This is a genomic window from Halomonas sp. MES3-P3E (genome assembly GCF_002836035.1).
Lineage (GTDB): Bacteria > Pseudomonadota > Gammaproteobacteria > Pseudomonadales > Halomonadaceae > Vreelandella > Vreelandella arctica.
Genome location: NZ_PJBT01000019.1, coordinates 1 through 19018, shown reverse-complemented (window position 1 = coordinate 19018; position 19018 = coordinate 1). Strand labels below are relative to the sequence as shown.

16 protein-coding genes are annotated in these 19018 nt (G+C 55.9%); 15 read left to right on the top strand and 1 reads right to left on the bottom strand.

The features are described 5' to 3' along the window. Positions 1-85 precede the first annotated feature (85 nt). From CXF87_RS05635 to CXF87_RS05575, 13 genes are all read left to right on the top strand, one after another. Positions 86-1147, top strand: a complete 1062-nt coding sequence (locus CXF87_RS05635; protein WP_101145819.1) for a protein-glutamate methylesterase/protein-glutamine glutaminase — start codon at positions 86-88, stop codon at positions 1145-1147. An 86-nt stretch (positions 1148-1233) separates the two neighbouring features. Next, a complete protein-coding gene (locus CXF87_RS05630) occupies positions 1234-2925 on the top strand; it encodes a methyl-accepting chemotaxis protein (protein ID WP_101145818.1) in 1692 nt (563 codons plus the stop codon). A gap of 70 nt (positions 2926-2995) precedes the next feature. After that, positions 2996-3385 (top strand): chemotaxis response regulator CheY, encoded by a 390-nt coding sequence (cheY, locus tag CXF87_RS05625; protein ID WP_009097747.1) that lies wholly within the window; start codon positions 2996-2998, stop codon positions 3383-3385. A 42-nt stretch (positions 3386-3427) separates the two neighbouring features. Further along, the gene (cheZ, locus tag CXF87_RS05620; protein WP_101145817.1) at positions 3428-4123 is read left to right on the top strand and encodes a protein phosphatase CheZ; all 696 of its coding nucleotides are present in this window, start codon (positions 3428-3430) and stop codon (positions 4121-4123) included. Between the two features lie 103 nt (positions 4124-4226). After that, a complete protein-coding gene (gene flhB / locus CXF87_RS05615) occupies positions 4227-5393 on the top strand; it encodes a flagellar biosynthesis protein FlhB (RefSeq protein ID WP_101145816.1) in 1167 nt (388 codons plus the stop codon). Beyond that, complete coding sequence (gene flhA, locus CXF87_RS05610) at positions 5390-7480, top strand: flagellar biosynthesis protein FlhA (protein ID WP_101145815.1); 2091 nt, start codon at positions 5390-5392, stop codon at positions 7478-7480. The genes flhB and flhA overlap by 4 nt, the downstream gene beginning before the upstream one ends. Before the next feature lie 56 nt (positions 7481-7536). Then, positions 7537-9765, top strand: coding sequence for a flagellar biosynthesis protein FlhF (gene flhF, locus CXF87_RS05605; protein WP_101145814.1), 2229 nt, complete (start codon positions 7537-7539; stop codon positions 9763-9765). Further along, positions 9762-10337, top strand: a complete 576-nt coding sequence (locus CXF87_RS05600; protein ID WP_101145813.1) for a hypothetical protein — start codon at positions 9762-9764, stop codon at positions 10335-10337. The genes flhF and CXF87_RS05600 overlap by 4 nt, the downstream gene beginning before the upstream one ends. A 25-nt stretch (positions 10338-10362) precedes the next feature. Beyond that, a complete protein-coding gene (locus tag CXF87_RS05595; RefSeq protein ID WP_101145812.1) occupies positions 10363-10791 on the top strand; it encodes a flagellar protein FlhE in 429 nt (142 codons plus the stop codon). Between the two features lie 26 nt (positions 10792-10817). Then, entirely contained in the window at positions 10818-11519 is a 702-nt protein-coding gene (locus CXF87_RS05590) for an RNA polymerase sigma factor FliA (protein WP_101145811.1), read from the top strand. A 41-nt stretch (positions 11520-11560) separates the two neighbouring features. After that, entirely contained in the window at positions 11561-12382 is an 822-nt protein-coding gene (locus tag CXF87_RS05585; RefSeq protein ID WP_101145810.1) for a motility protein A, read from the top strand. Between the two features lie 5 nt (positions 12383-12387). Further along, positions 12388-13059, top strand: a complete 672-nt coding sequence (locus tag CXF87_RS05580) for an OmpA/MotB family protein (protein WP_101145809.1) — start codon at positions 12388-12390, stop codon at positions 13057-13059. A 28-nt stretch (positions 13060-13087) separates the two neighbouring features. Continuing rightward, positions 13088-15094: a sensor domain-containing diguanylate cyclase gene (locus tag CXF87_RS05575; RefSeq protein WP_101145808.1), complete on the top strand. Its 2007-nt coding sequence runs from the start codon at positions 13088-13090 to the stop codon at positions 15092-15094. 11 nt (positions 15095-15105) lie between these two features. Here the strand turns inward: CXF87_RS05575 and CXF87_RS05570 are convergent, their stop codons facing one another. Next, the gene (locus tag CXF87_RS05570; protein ID WP_442906338.1) at positions 15106-15630 is read right to left on the bottom strand and encodes a hypothetical protein; all 525 of its coding nucleotides are present in this window, start codon (positions 15628-15630) and stop codon (positions 15106-15108) included. A gap of 305 nt (positions 15631-15935) precedes the next feature. Between CXF87_RS05570 and CXF87_RS05565 the strand changes: the two genes are divergently transcribed. Together CXF87_RS05565 and CXF87_RS05560 are read left to right on the top strand one after the other, a co-directional pair. Beyond that, on the top strand, positions 15936-18047 hold the full coding sequence (locus tag CXF87_RS05565) for an adenosylcobalamin-dependent ribonucleoside-diphosphate reductase (protein WP_101145806.1): 2112 nt from the start codon (positions 15936-15938) through the stop codon (positions 18045-18047). Between the two features lie 75 nt (positions 18048-18122). Then, positions 18123-18908 (top strand): ribonucleoside-diphosphate reductase, encoded by a 786-nt coding sequence (locus tag CXF87_RS05560; protein WP_101145805.1) that lies wholly within the window; start codon positions 18123-18125, stop codon positions 18906-18908. The last annotated feature ends 110 nt before the right edge of the window (positions 18909-19018 follow it).

The following is a 19018-nucleotide window of genomic DNA, read 5'->3' as shown; positions in this document are numbered from 1 at the left end:
GTCGTGTCTTTATGATCGCTTCAGGCGCTGTGGCTCCAGCGGTTGCAATCACACATCAGGCGTCTACAGCAAGAGGAGGCGTGCTTTGAGCGCAGCCAAGATCAAAGTACTGTGTGTCGATGATTCGGCGCTAATTCGCGATTTATTAACGGAAATTATTAATTCCCAGTCTGATATGGAAGTCGTTGCGGTAGCGCCTGACCCTATTGCCGCCAGGGATTTGATCAAGCAGCACAATCCTGATGTGTTGACCCTAGACGTCGAAATGCCACGCATGGATGGCCTGGATTTTCTCGAACGCTTAATGCGTCTGCGGCCCATGCCGGTGCTCATGGTGTCGTCGCTAACCCAAAGCGGTTCGGAAATTACCCTGCGCGCGCTTGAGCTTGGTGCGCTTGATTTTGTTGCTAAGCCAAGCCTGGGTATTCGCAATGGCATGATGGAGTACGCCGACGAGATCGCCGAAAAAATACGTGCTGCGGCGCGCTCTCGGCCTCGCCAGGCGCGGCATAAAAATACCCCGCCGCCTGTCGCCTTAAAGGCCCCGTTAGTCACCAGCGAGAAGCTGATTATTATTGGTGCATCAACCGGTGGCACCGAAGCGATTCGATCAGTGCTTGAGCCCCTACCGGCTAACGCCCCCGCCATTTTGATTACTCAGCATATGCCTGGCGGCTTTACCCGCTCATTTGCCGAGCGCTTAGATCGGCTATGCCGAATTACCGTTAAAGAGGCGACTGATGGCGAGCGGATTCTACCAGGGCACGCTTATATCGCCCCCGGTGATCAGCATCTCAAATTAGCGCGGAGTGGCGCTAACTATGTGGCGCGCTTAGACAGTGGCCCACCGGTAAACCGCCACCGACCGTCGGTAGATGTGTTATTTCACTCCGCGGCGCAGCACGCAGGTAAAAATTCCATTGGAGTGATTTTGACCGGCATGGGTAAAGACGGCGCAGCAGGCTTACTTGAGATGCGACAAGCGGGAGCGCCGACCATTGCCCAGAATGAGCAAACGTGTGTGGTCTTCGGCATGCCCCGTGAGGCCATTGCGGTGGGTGGTGCGGTGGAAGTGGTGGCGTTAGACGACATTCCCACGCGCATGATGGCGCTAATCGCAGCCTCAGGCCGCGCGCAGCGCGTTTAGGGCGGATCATTATACTTAGCTTAAAGCTAGTCTAAGCATTGTGAAAAAGTGGCATAAAAATTAATAAGCTCGCAAGGGAACTCCCAATGAATCGTTTACTACGCAATTTGAGTATCCACGCCGCTGTGGTCACGGCACTCGTCTGCTTTACCACCCTAATATTATTAATTGCGGGCATGGCGGTTGTGGCCGACCGCAATTCACAAAGTAATCTGTCGACGCTCAGTAGTATTAGCGATGCGCAGTTAAATGAGATTAACCGTGCCGACTCGCTGTTAAACCAAGCGATGCTGGAGATGGAAACCGCTTCTAACTATTTGATGGTCGGCCAGACCCAGCAATCCAATGCACAAGTCGCCATCGCTGGTGATCGCATTGCGCGGGCAGAGGAGCGTTTTGAACGCTTTGCTGCAACTTCTCTATCGCCACAAGGAAAAGCGTTAGGGGACGCTTTAACTGCAGATTTTCGGTCTGTACTCGGGCTAGTTAAGCAGCAACACGAAACTTTCGAATATATGGATGTGACCAGCTACAACAACCTACGTGACGAGCTGGTTGAGCCATTAAGCAATTTGGCAACGAGTATGACGGCGTTTGTTGAGTACGGTTTCCAGCGGGTAGATGCTATTCGCACCGATGCAGCGGCTCAGGGCAATCTGTTTACTATGATTAATGCGGGGGTAGTTATCTTTGCCTTGCTGATGACCTTAGTGACCTACTTAGGTTTGCGCCGTACGGTGATTGCACCACTAAGAGGCGCCATTCAGCGCCTGGATGCGATTGCAGAGGCTGATCTGACCGATCCATTGCCAGAAGCGGGTAAAAATGAAATTGGCCGCCTGTTTGGTGCTATGGGCACCATGCAGCAGAACCTCACCAATATCGTTAGCCGGGTGCGTGAAGGCAGTAATGAGATTCACCACGGTACCCGTGAGATTGCCAGCGGCAACGCCGATCTCTCATCGCGCACTGAACAGCAGGCCGCATCGATTCAAGAAACTGCCGCCAGCATGGAAGAGATGACCGCGACGGTAAAACAGAATGCCGATAACGCCCGCCAAGCCAGTACGTTGGCAGCTGACGCTTCAACCACTGCTGAACGTGGCGGCCAAGTCGTCGCGCAAGTGGTTCAGACCATGCACGGCATCTCTACCAGCTCGAAAAAAGTCGCCGATATCACCAGCGTTATAGATTCGATTGCCTTTCAAACCAATATCTTGGCCCTCAATGCGTCGGTAGAAGCGGCGCGTGCCGGCGAGCAAGGCCGCGGCTTTGCGGTCGTGGCGGGGGAAGTGCGCAATTTGGCCAGCCGCAGTGCCGATGCTGCCAAAGAGATTAAAACCCTGATTGATGCCTCGGTAACGCAGATCCAACAAGGCTCCACCCTGGTCGAGCAGGCAGGTACCACGATGTCTGATGTCGTCACCGCGGTACGCCGGGTCACCGATATCATGGATGAAATTTCTGCCGCTTCCCAAGAGCAGAGCGACGGCATTGAACAGGTCAGCCAAGCCGTTGGCCAGATGGATCAAGTCACTCAACAAAACGCTGCGCTGGTGCAAGAAGCGTCTGCTGCTGCGGCTTCGTTGGAAGAGCAGGCCAATCGCTTAGAGCAGGCCGTTGCAGTCTTCAAACTGTTGGGTATGCAGGCGGCGGCGCATCAATCGCTACCGTCAGCGACTTCGACCTCTCAGACAATGCCTGCCGCCAGAGCCGACCAGCCAGCCCGTCGGCCTGCCGCGCAGCGCAGTGACCACGAAGAGTGGGAAGAATTTTAAGGAAGCGTTTTAACCCCTGACTGTACTTACCAGTCACCCCATGTGCCATGTATTGACGAGAGGATGACCGATGGCAGATAAGAATATGAGTTTCCTGGTTGTAGATGACTTTCCTACCATGCGTCGGATCGTGCGTAGCCTGCTTAAGGAACTGGGCTTCACCAATGTGGATGAAGCAGAAGATGGTCAAGACGCGCTCAATAAGCTGCGTGCAGGCAACTTTGAATTCGTCGTTTCCGATTGGAATATGCCGAATTTGGATGGTTTAGAGATGCTTAAGGAGATCCGCCAGGATGAGGCCTTGAAGGGACTTCCTGTGTTGATGGTGACCGCTGAAGCAAAAAAAGAAAATATCATTGCGGCCGCTCAGGCGGGCGCTAACGGCTATGTCGTCAAGCCGTTCACTGCCGCTACCCTTGAAGAGAAGCTCAATAAAATCTTCGACAAAATGGGTAAATAAAGCGGCTAGGCCTGCGTGCCTGGTTAACGAGGAGACCACATAATGAGTCAGAATGAGCAGCCCGGTTCTGCCCAGCTGTCTGAAGACGCCGCTGAAGACCTAATTCACCGCATTGGCAAATTAACGCGCATGCTGCGCGAAAATATGCGTGAGCTGGGGCTGGATAAAGAGATTGAGAAAGCGGCAGAAGCCATTCCGGATGCGCGTGACCGCTTGCACTATGTCGCTACCATGACAGAACAGGCAGCAGACCGCTCGCTCAATGCCATTGATCGTGCGCAGCCGCTCCAGGATCAGTTGTCGGACCGTGCCAGCGCCTTGGATAAACGCTGGGCCGAGTGGTTTGAAGCCCCCAAAGAGCTCGATGAGGCCAAAGCGTTGGTCATTGAGACACGGACTTATCTTAGTGACGTGCCCGATATGGCCTCAGCGACCAACAAAGAGTTGATGGAAATTATGATGGCCCAGGACTTCCAAGACCTGACCGGCCAGGTGATTAAGAAGATGATGGACGTGATCCAAGAGATCGAACATCAGCTGGTACAGGTGCTGATCGAAAACGCGCCGGGCGCCCATGCACGAGAAACGATGCAGCGCAAGGTCGAGGATCAGTGGAAAAGCGACAATGCACGGCGTAACGAAGAGCTTTTGAATGGGCCGCAAGTAAGGGACAATGCACCTGATATCGTCACTGGGCAGGATCAAGTCGACGACTTATTGGACGAGCTAGGCTTTTAGAGCACGTGGTTAAACGCCCTGCGGGCAAATAAGAGCGCCATTTAGCCGTCCCTATGGGCGGCTGAATACGTGATAACCTTTGTTTCACCTGGTCGGATGACTTATGGCAGATAACGATAGCGACCAGGAAAAGACCGAAGAAGCCACGCCCAGACGTAAGGAAAAAGCGCGTGAAGAGGGGCAGGTACCTCGCTCCCTCGAGCTAACCACGTTTATGCTCTTATTGGGCGGCGTCATTGGCCTATCGAGCATGGGTAGTATGCTTTATAACCAGTTAGGCATGGTGATGGAGCAGGCGTTCCTATTTGAACGTCGCCAGGCAATGGAAAGCACGCCCATGCTGGTCAACGCGCTTGATCTTGGTCAGCGCACGCTATTGGCCATGATGCCGCTGTTCTTACTATTAACCATCATCGCGTTAATAGCGCCCGGGCTGCTGGGCGGCTGGTTGATATCAGGGAAGTCGATGCAGCCTAAGCTTTCCAAGCTCGATCCGATTAAGGGTGTAAAGCGGATCTTCTCCTCTCAGGCACTGGTGGAATTGGCGAAAGCTATCGCCAAATCGGTGTTGGTAGGCGGTGTTGTCTCGGTGTTTTTGTATTACAACATCGGCAAGTTTATGGCGCTGATGGACCAGCCTATCCAGCAGGCGCTCACCAACGCGCTGCGTATGGCGGCTCAAGCGGCTGGCCTGATGGTGCTGGTGCTTATCGTGGTTATTTTGATCGACGTGCCCTTTCAGCTTTGGAGCAACGCCAAAAAGCTGCGCATGAGCCAAGAAGAAATCAAGCGCGAGCATAAAGAGTCTGAAGGTGACCCACTCTTGAAAGCGCGTATTCGCCAGCAGCAACAGGCCATGGCGCGGGGCCGAATGATGAGTAAAGTGCCCCAGGCCGACGTCATCATTACCAACCCGACCCACTATGCAGTAGCGCTGATGTATCAGGAAGGCAGCATGGGTGCCCCGCGTTTGGTAGCAAAAGGTGCCGATGCGGTGGCCTTGCGTATTCGCGAAATTGGTGAGGAAGCAGGCGTTGCCCGTTTAGAAGCAGCGCCATTAGCGCGCGCACTGTACCATCACGTGGATCTCGATGCGGAGGTTCCCGCCGAACTGTATACTGCGGTCGCTGAAGTAATGGCCTGGGCCTACCGGCTTAAACAAGTCGCACAACAAGGAGGTGACGTGCCCCCAACACCCGATAACCTACCGGTTCCCCCAGAGCTGGAAAACCCCGGGCGTGGCACCGGCGGTAACGAGGCGCAATCATGAAAGGCTTAAACCAGCTAATTGGTCGGCGCGACTGGATGGGTAACGTGCGCATGAAGCTGCTGGTCGGGCCGATGCTCATCCTGATGATTTTGGGCATGATGATTGTGCCCTTGCCTCCCTTTGCGCTCGATTTACTCTTCACCTTCAATATTGCCTTGGCCATTATGGTGTTGATGGTCAGCATGTTTACGCAGAAGCCGCTGGATTTTGCGGCGTTTCCTGCTGTGTTGCTATTCACCACACTGTTGCGTCTTTCGCTTAACGTCGCCTCCACTCGGGTAGTGTTAATGGAGGGCCACCAAGGCGGTGCGTCCGCGGGTAAGGTAATTGAAGCGTTTGGGGCGTTCTTGGTCGGCGGTAACTTCGCGGTGGGCCTGGTGGTCTTCCTGATTCTGGTCATTATCAACTTCATGGTCATTACCAAAGGTGCTGGCCGTATTGCTGAAGTGGGTGCGCGCTTTACGCTGGATGCGATGCCCGGCAAGCAAATGGCCATCGATGCCGACCTTAACGCCGGTTTAATCGGCGAAGAAGACGCCAAAAAGCGCCGTGCAGAAGTCGCCCAAGAGGCTGACTTCTTTGGTTCGATGGACGGTGCAAGTAAGTTTGTCCGCGGTGATGCCATCGCCGGCCTGGTGATTATGGTGGTCAATATCATCGGTGGGCTGCTGATTGGTATGCTGCAGCATGATATGAGCTTTGGCGCTGCTGGCCAGACCTATATGCTGCTGGCGATTGGTGATGGCCTAGTGGCACAAATTCCCGCCCTGGTGATCTCGACCGCAGCGGGTGTCACGGTATCGCGGGTGAGCACCGACACGAACGAGGATATTGGCCAGCAAATGCTGAGCCAGCTGTTCGTTAACCCCCAGGTACTGATCTTAGCCGCCGTGGTCATGGGCTTGCTAGGCATGGTGCCCGGCATGCCCAATTTTGTCTTTCTCTTCTTCACCGCGCTGCTGGGTGGTTTAGCGTGGCTGTTGTCGCGCCAAAAAGAGAAGGCCTTGGTTAAAGAGGAAATTGACGCAGCCCCCGTGCCTGTACAAGAGACCCCGGAAGCAAGCTGGGAAGATGTGCAGCTGGTCGATACTCTTGGCCTGGAAGTGGGCCATCGCTTAATACCGCTGGTGGACTCGCGCCAAAAAGGTGAGCTGCTTGGGCGCATTAAAAGTGTGCGCAAAAAGTTTGCTCAAGAAGTGGGCTTTTTGCCGCCGGTCGTGCATATCCGCGATAATTTAGAGCTGCCGCCCAACGCCTATGTGCTTTCGATGAAAGGCGCTGAAATCGGCCGCGCCGAAGCGCAGCCGGGTAAATGGCTGGCGATTAACCCAGGCCAGGTCTCAGGCGAATTGCAGGGCACTCATACCCAAGACCCAGCCTTTGGTTTGCCCGCTGTGTGGATTGAAAGCGGCCAGCGTGAGCACGCTCAGGTATATGGCTACACCGTGGTTGATGCCAGCACCGTGATTGCGACCCACTTGAACCACCTGCTGCACCGCCACTCACCTGAAATGTTAGGCCGCCAAGAAGTGCAGAAGCTGCTGGATAAAATGGGCGATGATCAAAAAGCCCTGGTCGAAGAAGTCATTCCAAAAGCGATTTCGTTGACGGTATTGCAGCGTATTTTACAAAACCTGCTCGATGAAGACGTGTCCATCCGTGATATGCGCACCATTTTGGATACCCTGGCGGAGTACGCCACCCAGCAAAAAGACCCCAACGAGCTGACCGCGCTAGTCCGTGTGTCCTTGGGGCGTGCCATTGTTCAGCAGTGGTTTGCCGGCCAAGAGACGCTCAATGTGATGGGGCTGGATGCTCAGTTGGAACAAGTGCTGGTACAGGCGATGAATGGCAACGGTGCCATGGAACCTGGCCTGGCCGAGACACTGATGACCCAGGCGCAGCAGGCGCTAGAGCGTCACGAAAGCTCAGGCGAGCCGCCGGTGCTGGTCGTGCAGCATTCGTTGCGGGCAGTGCTTTCGCGCTTTTTACGCCGTCGCCTACGGCATATGTCGGTGTTGTCGCAAGCCGAGATTCCCGATGACCGTACATTAAGGGTCACCACCCTAGTCGGCGGGCGTTCGTAGCCACCTGCCGTGATAGGCTAGCGTTGACCATTTTCAGCATAGGCAAAGGGTAAGTCATGAGCGTTAGACGTTTCGTGGGAGCCAACAGTCGTGATGTGATGCGCCAAGTGCGCGAAGCGCTCGGTGAAGATGCCCTGATTGTGGCTAATCGGCGCACCGAAGGGGGCGTTGAGATTCTGGCCATGGCGGATGAAGCTATTGACCATTTTGAGCCTTCGCCAGAGTCACTTCCTCCAGAGCCGTCGTCTTCAGGGGCATCGTCCCCAGGGCTATCGTCTCCAGAACCATCGCCAGCGCCGCCAATGCAAGACTCCATGCAGGCAATGAGCGAGCGGTTATTGCGTGAGATGCAGGATATGCGTGAGCTGCTGGCAAGCAGCGCACCCGCAAAAGCGGCTGCCTACCAGCCGCCGCTAGCAACGGGAACGGCCGCCCGCCTGCGCCAACTGCTATGGAACGTTGGTTTTAGCAGCGAGCTTGCCGATGAGCTACTGACAGGGCTTCCCGAACCGCTTGCCGCGTTAAATGCCGACAGCGAAGCGCCCCTGCAGTGGCTGCGACAGCAGCTGATCGAACGCCTTTGTGTGTTGAGCGATGAAGCCAGCTTTTTCGACCAAACCGGTATCGTTGCGTTGGTGGGCCCCACGGGGGTAGGCAAAACCACCACCACGGCTAAATTGGCCGCGCGTTTTGTGATGCGCCACGGTACCCGCCCCGTTGCCTTGGTGACTACCGATAGCTTTCGTATTGGTGCCCACGAGCAGCTACGCATCTATGCGCGTTTGCTGGACACGCCCATGTACGCGCTGGATGCCGAGCAACCCATCGACGATTTACTGGGCCGCTTGCAGGGCAAGCAGTGGGTGATTATCGACACCGTAGGCATGAGCCAGCGTGACCAGCGGGTGATTGAGCAGATTGCCCACCTGCAAGGGGGACGCTCGCGAGTGCGCCTGGTGCTACTGCTCAATGCCGCCAGCCAGCCGGAAACCCTCGAAGAGGTCGTGCTGCGTTATCGTCAGGCTGCCCGTGCGGCGGGGGCAGAGTTAGACGATTGTATTATTACTAAACAGGATGAAGCGGGGCGCCTCGCGCCGGTGCTCGACATTGTGATGCGCCACGGGATGCGTGTGCTGTTTGGTTCAAATGGTCAGCAGGTGCCTGAAGATATGGCCATTGCTTCCCCTGAAGCACTCGTGGATCAAGCGCTAAGTACGGCAACGCCGCAGCGCGAACAGGTACAAAGCGCTGACGCCCCCATGGGGATGCCGCGCTGGTCGCGGGATGTACTCGGGCAAGGGCGCCGCTTGTCGTCGCTACTGGCGCGGCTGCGCCAACGCGTGACGGGATTTACGGAATTAGAAGCGATCTGGGATTTAGCGTCACTCCCAAGCCGACTGCAGGAAGAGCGTTTGGACGCATTGCTCGCCCACTATCCCGCCGTGAATACGACGTTGGGTATGGCGTGGTCAGCTCGGCGGAATGAGCGCGGCTGCGACTGGGCAATGCCCGATATTGGCCTGGACACAGAGGGCGCTTGGCTGGCGCTACCCTGGTTACAGCATCGCCATGCTGCTGGGTGGCAGCCGCGCTTAGCCGCGCTGACGGAATCAAGCGGCGTCGCGGTGCATTTATTGCCGCGCTTACCCGAGCCTGATGCGTTGGCGTGGTTGGAAGCCGAGCATTTGACCTGGGTCAGCCAAGTATCCCCTAGTCATCGGGTACGCTTTCACCACGAGCGCCAGTCCATTCGTCAGCTGTTTAATGACAGCGTGCTGACGCACCAAGTGGGCGTTCGTTTTCGTGGTCAATCCGTGCAGCTGTGGACCGCCTACGCCGAAGTAGAGGATGCGACGGGTTATGCCCTGCTTGCTTGGTACGGTGAAGTGCGTGATCCGGAAAGCGCCAAAGTGGTAGCGCGCCGCTACTGGCTTACCCCTGCTCGGCTGGGAGCCGAGGTGCTCTCGCTACTGTTAACACAACTTCAAAGCGATGGCTTAGCGGCATTAACACGCCGCGCTTGGCAGCAGTTAAAAGAGGCCGACAGCGGCGATGTTAATGCCGAAGTGCGCCTACTCATGGCCAGCGGCTTGGCATCCGTTGCCGGGCATCTTGATGTTGCCGATGATGAAGAGGCGCAAACGCTGCGCGGCGACCTGCTCAATTTATTAGGCACGAGCCGTCGGCGTCGCGATACTGGCATGCTTGATGCGCTGGTTTACGCGTTTATGGCCCGCGATGCGATTCGCCAAATGGGCAGTGTCAGCCGAGAGGGTGTGACGTGAGCGATCAAGATCAAGCTTCAGGGCTGCGTAAGTGGGCGAATCTGCAGCGCCAGCAGCAGGCGGAAGGGGCGGTTGATGTCGCGGCGGCCGAGCATGTGCCAGAACCAGAACAGAGCCCATCGTTATTAACGCCTACGGCTGCAGCAGTAGAAGCAGAAGCGCCTGAGGCGATAGCGCCACCCAGACCCAAAATTCCGCTTATAGTGGTTGGGCTGCCCGGTAGCGGTGCCTCTCAGGTAAACAAAGTCAAAGCACGTCTGGGGCAGTGGTCCACGTTAGGTCGAAGCTGGGCCGGTGACCCTGAAGACTGGGATGTGCATATCGTGGCGGCAGATACTGCTGACCTTGCTCAGTTACGCGCTCAGTACAGCCGTTGGGCACTATGGATCAATAGCGATGCCGATGCCTTTGCTGCCATGTACAGCACCTTGCGCCAGCTACAGGAACACGGTGGGCCGCGTCGTTTGCTAGCGCTTCATGAACCGCATTTGCCGCGCCAGGGATTGCTCGACAACTTGCGTGGTGCCGCCGAATACTACTTAAATATGGAACTACTGGTACTTGCACGATGAGCATACTCCGCCAAGGTGACTAAGCATGCTAAGCTTGCAATTAAGAAGGGCGCTGCCGCTGGTGGCGCTACTGCTAACAGGGTGGTTACTGGCAGGATTAACGGCGAGTGCCCAGGCCGCTACCGGCAGTTGGAGCACCCAGGTTCCTGGGCTGATGGTGGCGATGAGTGATCGGGCAAGCGCTAGCCAAAACGTTTCTCCGCCCGCTGCGGCGAATCTTCGGACAAAGCAGCTTGAGCGTATTCAGTGGCAGTTCAGCCATCCTCCCGGTGCGCTGTTAAACGCTTGGTTGTGCCATCCTGAGCAGTGCGTTGCGTTAACCGGCATGCGCGGGTCCACTACCGCATTGGCAGGACGGACGGCAGGTGTGCCATTGCATTTTCGTTTCGCCTTACGCCCAGGCCAACGGCCGGTTCGAGTGCAGGGGCTGCAAATGATTGTGAACTATCAGTGAAGGCTGTATAGCCGCGAGGCGAAAGGATGTACACAGCACAAGGTAGGATCAAACAGAGTGAGCTGTTGACGCAATATATGCCACTGGTACGACGTCAGGCCTTGACGCTTCAGGTCCGCTTACCAGCCAGCATTGAGCTCGATGACCTTATTCAAGCAGGGATGGTAGGGCTGCTGGAAGCGCTCGGTCGCTTTGATGCTACCCAAGGTGCGACCTTTGCGACCTTTGCCAGCCAACGAATTCGCGGTGCGATGATGGATGAATTGCGCACCCGCGATTGGCTGCCCCGCAGTGTGCGTCGTTCAGCGCGCGCAGTAGACAATGCCGTTCGCCAGTTAGAACAACAGCTGGGGCGAGCACCGGAAGAGAACGAAATCGCCCACCATCTTGAAATGCCGTTGAGTGAATACCAGCAGCTCCTCAATGACACCAACAGTGGCCAATTGCTGCCGTTTGAAGAGCTGGTGGCCGATGGCGGCGAGCCGGTCAGTAATGAACTGAGCAACTCACCGTTCGAGCAGTTGCTTGATGGCCAGCAGCGGCAAACGCTGATTGATGCGATTGACGCACTGCCAGAGCGTGAAAAACTGCTCATGGCACTGTATTACCAGGAAGAACTCAACCTCAAGGAAGTAGGGGCTGTGTTGGGCGTAACGGAATCACGCGTTTCTCAACTACACAGTCAGGCCGTCAGCCGTTTACGTGCGCGTTTACACGACTCGGCATAACACCTCTTTTTTACTCACTTGTGACCGGCAAGGAGCCGTGGATGAATCCTTCGACGCTGATAGGTATATTTGCCAGCATATTGCTGCTGGTCAGTGTACTGTTTTTGACCGCAGAGTCCCCTTCAAGCTTTATCAATTTGCCGGGCCTGGCCATTGTGGTGACTGGTACGTTGGCGGCTACCTTTATCAGCTATCCGCTGAGAGAAGTGCTCCGTGTGGTGCGGTTGGTGGGCCTAGTATTCCGGCGCGAAAACACCTATATGCGTGACGATATCCGGGAACTGGTCGATATGTCACGACTGTGGTTTAAAGGCGATGTGCGGGCGGTTGAGCGCGAGCTAGAGCATACCCGCAATCCGTTTTTACGCACCGGCATTCAACTGGTGATCGCCAACACCAAAGAGGACGAAATTTTTGACATGCTGCGCTGGCGCATTGCCCGCCTGAAAGCGCGTGAACAGGCTGAAGCACAAATATTTCGCACCATGGCTACCTATGCGCCTGCATTTGGCATGATCGGCACCCTGGTGGGGCTGGTGAACATGCTGGAAGTCATGGATGCTGGCGACCTGCAGGTCATTGGCCCACGCATGGCGGTGGCACTGCTGACCACCTTCTACGGCATTTTACTCGCCAATTTGGTGTTTAAGCCGATTGCAGTGAAGCTAGAGCGCCGGACCGAAGAGCGCTTGATTACCATGAACATGGTTTTGGAAGGCATCTCACTGATCACTAAGCGCCGTCTGCCCTCGTTCATTGAAGAGACCCTTAACTCGTTTGTGGCCAATTACCACGATGAAATTCGTGATAACAGCGTCAAACCAAGACCAGACTCCTCGGTTAGTTCGGCGGCGAAGGGATAGTTATCATGTTAGACCGTGATACCCGTCACGCCCTGGAAATACCGGTCTCGCCTGGGGAGGGCGAAGAGGGATGGCTAACCAGCTATCTTGATGTGCTGACGCTGCTCATCACGCTATTTGTCCTCTTGCTTTCACTGACGCCACCGGGGGGTGGTGAAGCGGCGGATACGGCTTTTATGCGCTCGGCTAGCGCTGTATCATCGCTGCCGCTAGCGTCACTTGCCACAGGTATACAGCCCCGCCACCAAGGGCTGCAGCCGCAGTTTTCCGGGCTCAATATTCCTGGAGTGAGCGTGTCGCAAGGGCGTGAAGGGGTCACACTGCGTATTGATAACAGCCTATTATTTTCCAGTGGCCAAGCAGTGTTGACGCCTCAAGGGCGCGGCGTGGTTGAAAGCCTTATCGATGTATTAGCCAGTTTTGACGGGCAGATTTCGGTGGAAGGTCATACCGATAGCGTACCCATTTCGACAGCGCGCTTTCCCTCTAATTGGGAGCTTTCATCCGCGCGGGCTATTGCCGTCGTGCGTCATTTAGAGCGCCAAGGGTTCAATATTTCTCATATGCGGGCCGTCGGCTATGCTGACACCCAACCCATGGAAACGAACGCAACCGCGGATGGCCGAGCGGCCAACCGGCGCGTAGAGCTGTTGTTGAGGCAGCAGGTCGAAGGGTGAATAGATTCTTGAGGCCACGCCTGTGTCCATGTACCGCCCGCTATTACAGTCGTTTGGTGCCCTGCTGGTTTTAGATGCCGATTGTCGGCGTATCCAAGCTACCAGCACAAATTTAACCCGCTTAACCGGCATTGAGTGCCCTGAAAACGGGGAGTTAAGTCTTGCCTGCGTGTTGGGCAAACGCCTTAGCCAGCGGGTACGCCGTGAGCTTCAGGGGCAGCAACGCTTGCCTGGGCCATTGGCGTTTATTCGCCCTAAGCACAGTAGCGTACGTTTTCAACTGCATGCTTACCGAGAGGATGAGCAAGTTATTGTTGAAATTGAGCCTCTCAATCCCCTCGGCAAGCGGCGTCTACTGGGGACGGTGAACGAACGGTTGATGCACTTGGCTGAAGCGACTCATCAAGAGGAGCTACTCGACTCCTTGGTACATGCTATACAACAGCTCACCGGCTATGATCGTGTCAGCGTGTGCCATTTCGATAGTGATTGGCATGGCTTAATGGTTGCCGAAGCGCAGGGAGAGCATTTGCCTCCGCTACTGGGCCAGCGCTTTCCCGCTAGTGACTTTCCTAGCACGTTGCGACTGAGCTATGAAAATCACCCTGTGCGGTTGATTGAAGACGTTAATGCTCCGCCTGAAACGCTGATGCCCGCTTGTTCCGCCACACGCTTAAGCGGCAGTTTTTTACGTGCCCCGGCTCCAGAAAGGCAGCGCTACCTAAAGCGCATGGGGGTGCGTGGTTCGCTGAGTTTAGCCATGCAAGGAGATACTGGCCTGTGGGGCTTGGTGTTTTGCCACTCGGCAAGCCCGCATTCAGTTGAGCCATCGGTACGCGATGCCGTACGCACCTTAGTGCAAATGGCCACGCAGCGCATGCTGTTACTGCGGGCGCGTCAAGAAGCGCGCTACTTACAGCGCGTACAGGATAGCTTGATATTGAGTGCACGAGCGCCCAGTGAGCCGCAGAGCCCCCAGCAGCTACTCCATGAGCAGGCGGCTACCTGGATGAAGCTGTTTCGCGCCCATGGCATCGTGCTTTGGGTGAATGGGGGCGCTTATCAAGCGGGCGTGACGCCTGCCCCGGAAGCTATAAGTCAGTTTGTGTTACGCCTCGAAAGAGCCCACGTACATAGCGGACCTTGGTGCACACGTGAGCTGGCCAAAGAGCCGTTAACCTGCTCGTTAGCCATGCCCGACCAGTGCGGCGCCTTGGCCGTCCCGCTACCGATGAACTCTACCCAGCGCGCATGGTTAATTTTCTTTCGCCCTGAGCAGGTAGAAACATTGTATTGGGCGATGCAGCCTTCGACTAGCCCTCAGCCAGCGTCGATAGTGACCCCGTCGGTTGCTTGGCATGAAGAGGTGGTGGGCAAAAGCGAAGCATGGCAGCGGGTAGAGCGCCTAGCGGCGGTCGATTTAGGTGAAGACCTGACGTTGGCGATTTCAGCCTATGAAATTAGCTCACTGAACATGCATTTGGAGCGAGAGCGGGAAGCCCTTGCCGAGGCAAATCAGCGGCTTGAGCAGCTAGCGCATTTCGATCCCTTAACCAAGGTGTGGAACCGTTACCGCATCGAGGAAGCGATCAATGCAGAGCTAGTGGCGGCCAAGCGCTACGCGGCTGCCTTTGCCCTGCTGCTATTTGATGTCGATAACTTCAAACAGATCAACGATGCCCACGGCCATAACGTTGGTGATGATGTGCTGGTGGCCTTGGCGCGCCTGGTGGAGAGTTCGTTGCGGGGCTGTGACCACTTAGGCCGCTGGGGGGGCGAGGAGTTTATTGTGCTGGCCACTCATTCAGACGTTGATGCCGCTATTGGTTTAGCCGAGCGCCTGCGCTCGCTGGTAGCAGAGCTACGCATTGCGGGCCTTGAGCAAACGATCACGGTGAGTATCGGCGTTGCCGTTTGGCAGTCGGGCGACAGCTGTAAAACCATCATTTCCCGGGCAGACGATGCGATGTACCGCGCTAAGCATGGCGGACGTAATCGCGTTGAAATGGCGCCTGAGCCTGTGATGCCGATCTAATCATTCACACCTTAATGGGTTCCGCTACCTTCACACTGGGTGAGCATCCGGTTAATCGCCGCGTCGGCGCCTTGCAGGCTAAAGGTCATATACCAAGGCTCGCGCTCTGCCTGGTCAAAACCGAGAAATAACTGCTCGCCCTGGCGCATGTCGGCCATCAGCGCCGTTAAGTCGCTTAAGTAAAAGTGGGCATAAAACCCGTCGTCGCCGCGTTCGGTTATAAACTCCGCCATGGTATCAATCACGGGCTGCTCATCAATGCGTAGCCTGGCGGGTACTAAGTTCACTGCACGGCTTTCACCTTGCTGCTGCTCAAGCGTCACGCGCATCTCCAGCCAGGGTAAATCACAAACGCCTGCGGTGGCGTTCAGGCTTAGGGTGGCATCAGAATAGCTGTGAGTTTCTATCGCCCGGTAGTGTCGTTCACTCCCCAATGACAGTGTCATCGACTGCCAATGTTCGTGGGTAGCCACGTCGTCGGTATTAAATGTGGCTGCGTTAGCCATGGACGTTGCGACCATCAATGAGACGACCATTGCCGCCGTAACGAATATAGGCGTTAGCATAGCGATTACCATTGAGGCGTGGAAACGCAGGGCGAGCGTCGCCGTGATGATGTGAGCCATGTAACCAAAATCCCTAGACGATTAACCGGAAAAACAGTCTATAGCGTGTTTGAGACTGTCAAAAGAGTAACGCGCTGATTTTTCTATATATGGTAGAAAATAGCTAAAAAAGTGCCTTATATGGTGGAAAGTCAAGTCTATACTTCACTCTGATGCCACGTATAATCGCCCCATTTAAGCGCTATATTCACCCCGTTGTGAAGGAGTTTTGCGACATGAGCACCGCTGCTAAGGCTATGAAGACCTCTAACGATGTCCCGATGCAGGCCCCTTCGCGGGAGATCTGGGATGCCAAGTACCGCCTCAAGGATCGTCATAGCCAGCCCGTCGACCAAGATGTCGGTGCTACGTTTGAGCGTGTTGCACGCGCCCTTGCAGCGGTGGAAGGAGACAAGGCAGAAGAGTGGTTGCCGAAATTTCGCTGGGCGCTGGAGCATGGCGCTATTCCTGCCGGTCGCATTCTCTCTAATGCGGGCGCAGAGGCTTACAAGCCAGCGGTAAGCCTGATCAACTGCACCGTCTCGCGCACCATTCGCGACTCCATGCGCGATATTCTCGACTCCGTCGTGGATGCGGGTATGACGCTAAAATCAGGGGCGGGTATCGGCTACGACTTCTCGACACTACGCTACAAAGGCGCGTTTGTGTTTGGTGCTGGCGCAGGCACCAATGGTCCGCTGGCGTTTATGGATATCTACGACAAGATGTGTTTCACCGTGGCTTCTGCCGGTGGCCGCCGTGGCGCCCAGATGGGTACCTTCGATGTGGGCCACCCGGATGTGCGTGAGTTTATCCAGGCGAAGCGCGAAGCGGGGCGCTTGCGTCAGTTTAACCTTAGCTTGCTGATCACCGACGAGTTTATGGAAGCGGTGAAAAACAATACCGACTGGCCGTTGGCCTTTCCACTGCACCCTGGTGAGAAAGAGGACGTTAAAGCGGAAGACTTGATCTACCGTGACTGGCCGGTAGTGGAAGAGGGCTACACGGTGGATGCCGAAGGCCGCGTCGCCTGCCGTATTGTGGAAGTGATCAAAGCGCGCGAATTATGGGACACCATCATGTCCTCCACCTATGACTACGCCGAGCCAGGTTTCATCCTGATCGACCAAGTCAATCGCATGAACAATAACTGGTTCTGCGAGGATATTCGCGCTACCAACCCCTGTGGCGAGCAGCCGCTGCCGCCGGAAGGTGCCTGCCTGCTGGGCTCCGTCAACCTGACCAAGTTCGTCATCGATCCCTTCGGCGCCGAACCACGCTTTGACTGGGAGCGTTACCGCAAGGTCGTCGCCATCTTTACCCGCATGCTCGATAACGTGGTGGAAATTGCTGGTCTGCCGCTGCCGCAGCAGCAGCGTGAAATTGAGGCCAAGCGCCGCCACGGCATGGGCTTTTTGGGCCTGGGGTCGACGCTTACTATGCTCAAAATCCCTTATGGCTCGAAGCAGTCACTGGTATTCACCGATGAAGTGAGCCGTCACTTGGCGATTGAGGGCTGGAAGCAGGCGCTGGAACTCTCTAAAGAGAAAGGCATGGCGCCGGTGCTTGAGCAGGAGCACACCATTACCCCCAAGATGCTGCGCGAGCGCCCACAACTGGCCAAAGATGGTTATGAAGTGGGCGATCAAGTACCGGGGCGTATTCTGCATGCCCGTTACAGCCAGTACATGGCCCAAGTGGCCGAGCTTGAGCCCGAACTGGTCGCACAGCTTGCCGAGTATGGCGCACGCTTTACTCACCACAGCTCGATCGCGCCGACCGGCACGATCAGCCTGTCGATGGGTAACAACGCCTCCAACGGTATCGAACCCTCTTTCTCGCACCGCTACTTCCGCAATATTATCCAGTCGGGCAAGAAGACCAAAGAGCAGGTAGAAGTCGTCTCCTTTGAGCTGGCCGCCTACCGTCACTTTATTGCCGCTGATGCGGTGGATAGCGACCTGCCTGACTATTTCGTTACCGCCGATGCGATCTCACCCGAGCAGCACGTCGCCGTTCAGGCCGCTGCGCAACACTGGGTGGATTCAGCGATCTCGAAAACGGTTAATGTGCCCACCGAGTTCCCGTTTGAGCAGTTCCAGAACCTCTATTTGCAGGCCTATGAAAGCCGCTTAAAAGGCTGCACCACTTTCCGCTTTAACCCTGAGGCCTTCCAGGGCGTGCTGGTACGTGAAGATGATCTTAAAAACACCACCTATGTATTTGAGCTGGAAAATGGCGAAACCCTCGAACTGACCGGGGATGAAAAGGTGGTTTACGACGGCGAAGAACATAACGCTGCCAACCTGTTTGATGGCTTAAAAGAGGGCACCTACGGCAAATGGTAGCGGCGGGGGCTGCGCCCTTGCTAGCAGCGTCCATGTAAAGAACCGCCCGATTACCTTTGCTAAGTGGAGAACACCATGGCTGTAGAAATTACCTCAAAAATCGTTGGTTACCGCATCAAGCAGCAGGAGCAGGCCGCGCCCGTTCCTGAGCTACAGGATGAAAGCCCGCTGACGGTGCGGATTCCGTCACGCCCGGAAGGCACCCTAGAAGCCGTATCAGAGAAGATTTCGTACGTGGGCGCGGAAGGTCGCAAGAAAGTCTATCTGCTGGTGTCGTTTATGCCGGTGGAAGGCGTGATTGGCGGCAAACGCGTGGTGATTGAGCGTCCGGTAGAGTTCTTTTTCCCGTCGGGCCAGCTCTCCAGCGAGCACCAGTGGATCACCGCCACCATGCGCAGCCTTTCGCTGGCGGCCCGCGGTGGTTATGTCACCCAGGCAGTGGCGGATTTGCGCAAAGTGGCGTGGGACAAAGGCCTGGTACGCTGCGGTATGAACCGCTGGAACAAGCCGATGTTTCACGATTCAGAGGTCGCTGCGATTGCTTGGTCGATACAGCAGATTCTTTATCGTCGCGGTTTCCTGGATCGGGATGGCAATCAAGTGCCGGTTGAGAAGCTGGTTGAGCGCTATGCCCACCGCATGACCCATGGCCATGCTTGGCAGCCGGATGAGGAGACGGGCGATGCGCCTGTTGAAGCGGGTGCGGTAGAGCCGATCGGCGAAAAGGCTACCGCGGAAAAAAAGCCTGAAGGCAGCGGCCCGGCCACGGTGGGAAACTGCCCTGAGTGCCGCGGTGAGCTGATCATGATGGATGGTTGCCCCACCTGTTACGCAGGCTGCGGCTGGTCCAAGTGCGGTTAAGTTGGCCTTAGGCGTTATTTAAAAAACCGCGTGCTATTTATTTAGCACGCGGTTTTTTATTTAGGGAAGGCTAACTTAAGCAGTATCACCAAGCAGGGGGCGGACGTTGT

Coding starts and splice junctions, on each gene's coding strand:
- CXF87_RS05575 (WP_101145808.1), top strand. CDS start 13,088: ATGTACCGCCCGCTATTACAGTCGTTTGGTGCCCTGCTGGTTTTAGAT.
- CXF87_RS05630 (WP_101145818.1), top strand. CDS start 1,234: ATGAATCGTTTACTACGCAATTTGAGTATCCACGCCGCTGTGGTCACG.
- flhB (WP_101145816.1), top strand. CDS start 4,227: ATGGCAGATAACGATAGCGACCAGGAAAAGACCGAAGAAGCCACGCCC.
- CXF87_RS05565 (WP_101145806.1), top strand. CDS start 15,936: ATGAGCACCGCTGCTAAGGCTATGAAGACCTCTAACGATGTCCCGATG.
- CXF87_RS05585 (WP_101145810.1), top strand. CDS start 11,561: ATGAATCCTTCGACGCTGATAGGTATATTTGCCAGCATATTGCTGCTG.
- CXF87_RS05595 (WP_101145812.1), top strand. CDS start 10,363: ATGCTAAGCTTGCAATTAAGAAGGGCGCTGCCGCTGGTGGCGCTACTG.
- flhF (WP_101145814.1), top strand. CDS start 7,537: ATGAGCGTTAGACGTTTCGTGGGAGCCAACAGTCGTGATGTGATGCGC.
- cheZ (WP_101145817.1), top strand. CDS start 3,428: ATGAGTCAGAATGAGCAGCCCGGTTCTGCCCAGCTGTCTGAAGACGCC.
- CXF87_RS05560 (WP_101145805.1), top strand. CDS start 18,123: ATGGCTGTAGAAATTACCTCAAAAATCGTTGGTTACCGCATCAAGCAG.
- CXF87_RS05580 (WP_101145809.1), top strand. CDS start 12,388: ATGTTAGACCGTGATACCCGTCACGCCCTGGAAATACCGGTCTCGCCT.
- CXF87_RS05570 (WP_442906338.1), bottom strand. CDS start 15,630: ATGGTCGTCTCATTGATGGTCGCAACGTCCATGGCTAACGCAGCCACA.
- cheY (WP_009097747.1), top strand. CDS start 2,996: ATGGCAGATAAGAATATGAGTTTCCTGGTTGTAGATGACTTTCCTACC.
- flhA (WP_101145815.1), top strand. CDS start 5,390: ATGAAAGGCTTAAACCAGCTAATTGGTCGGCGCGACTGGATGGGTAAC.
- CXF87_RS05590 (WP_101145811.1), top strand. CDS start 10,818: ATGTACACAGCACAAGGTAGGATCAAACAGAGTGAGCTGTTGACGCAA.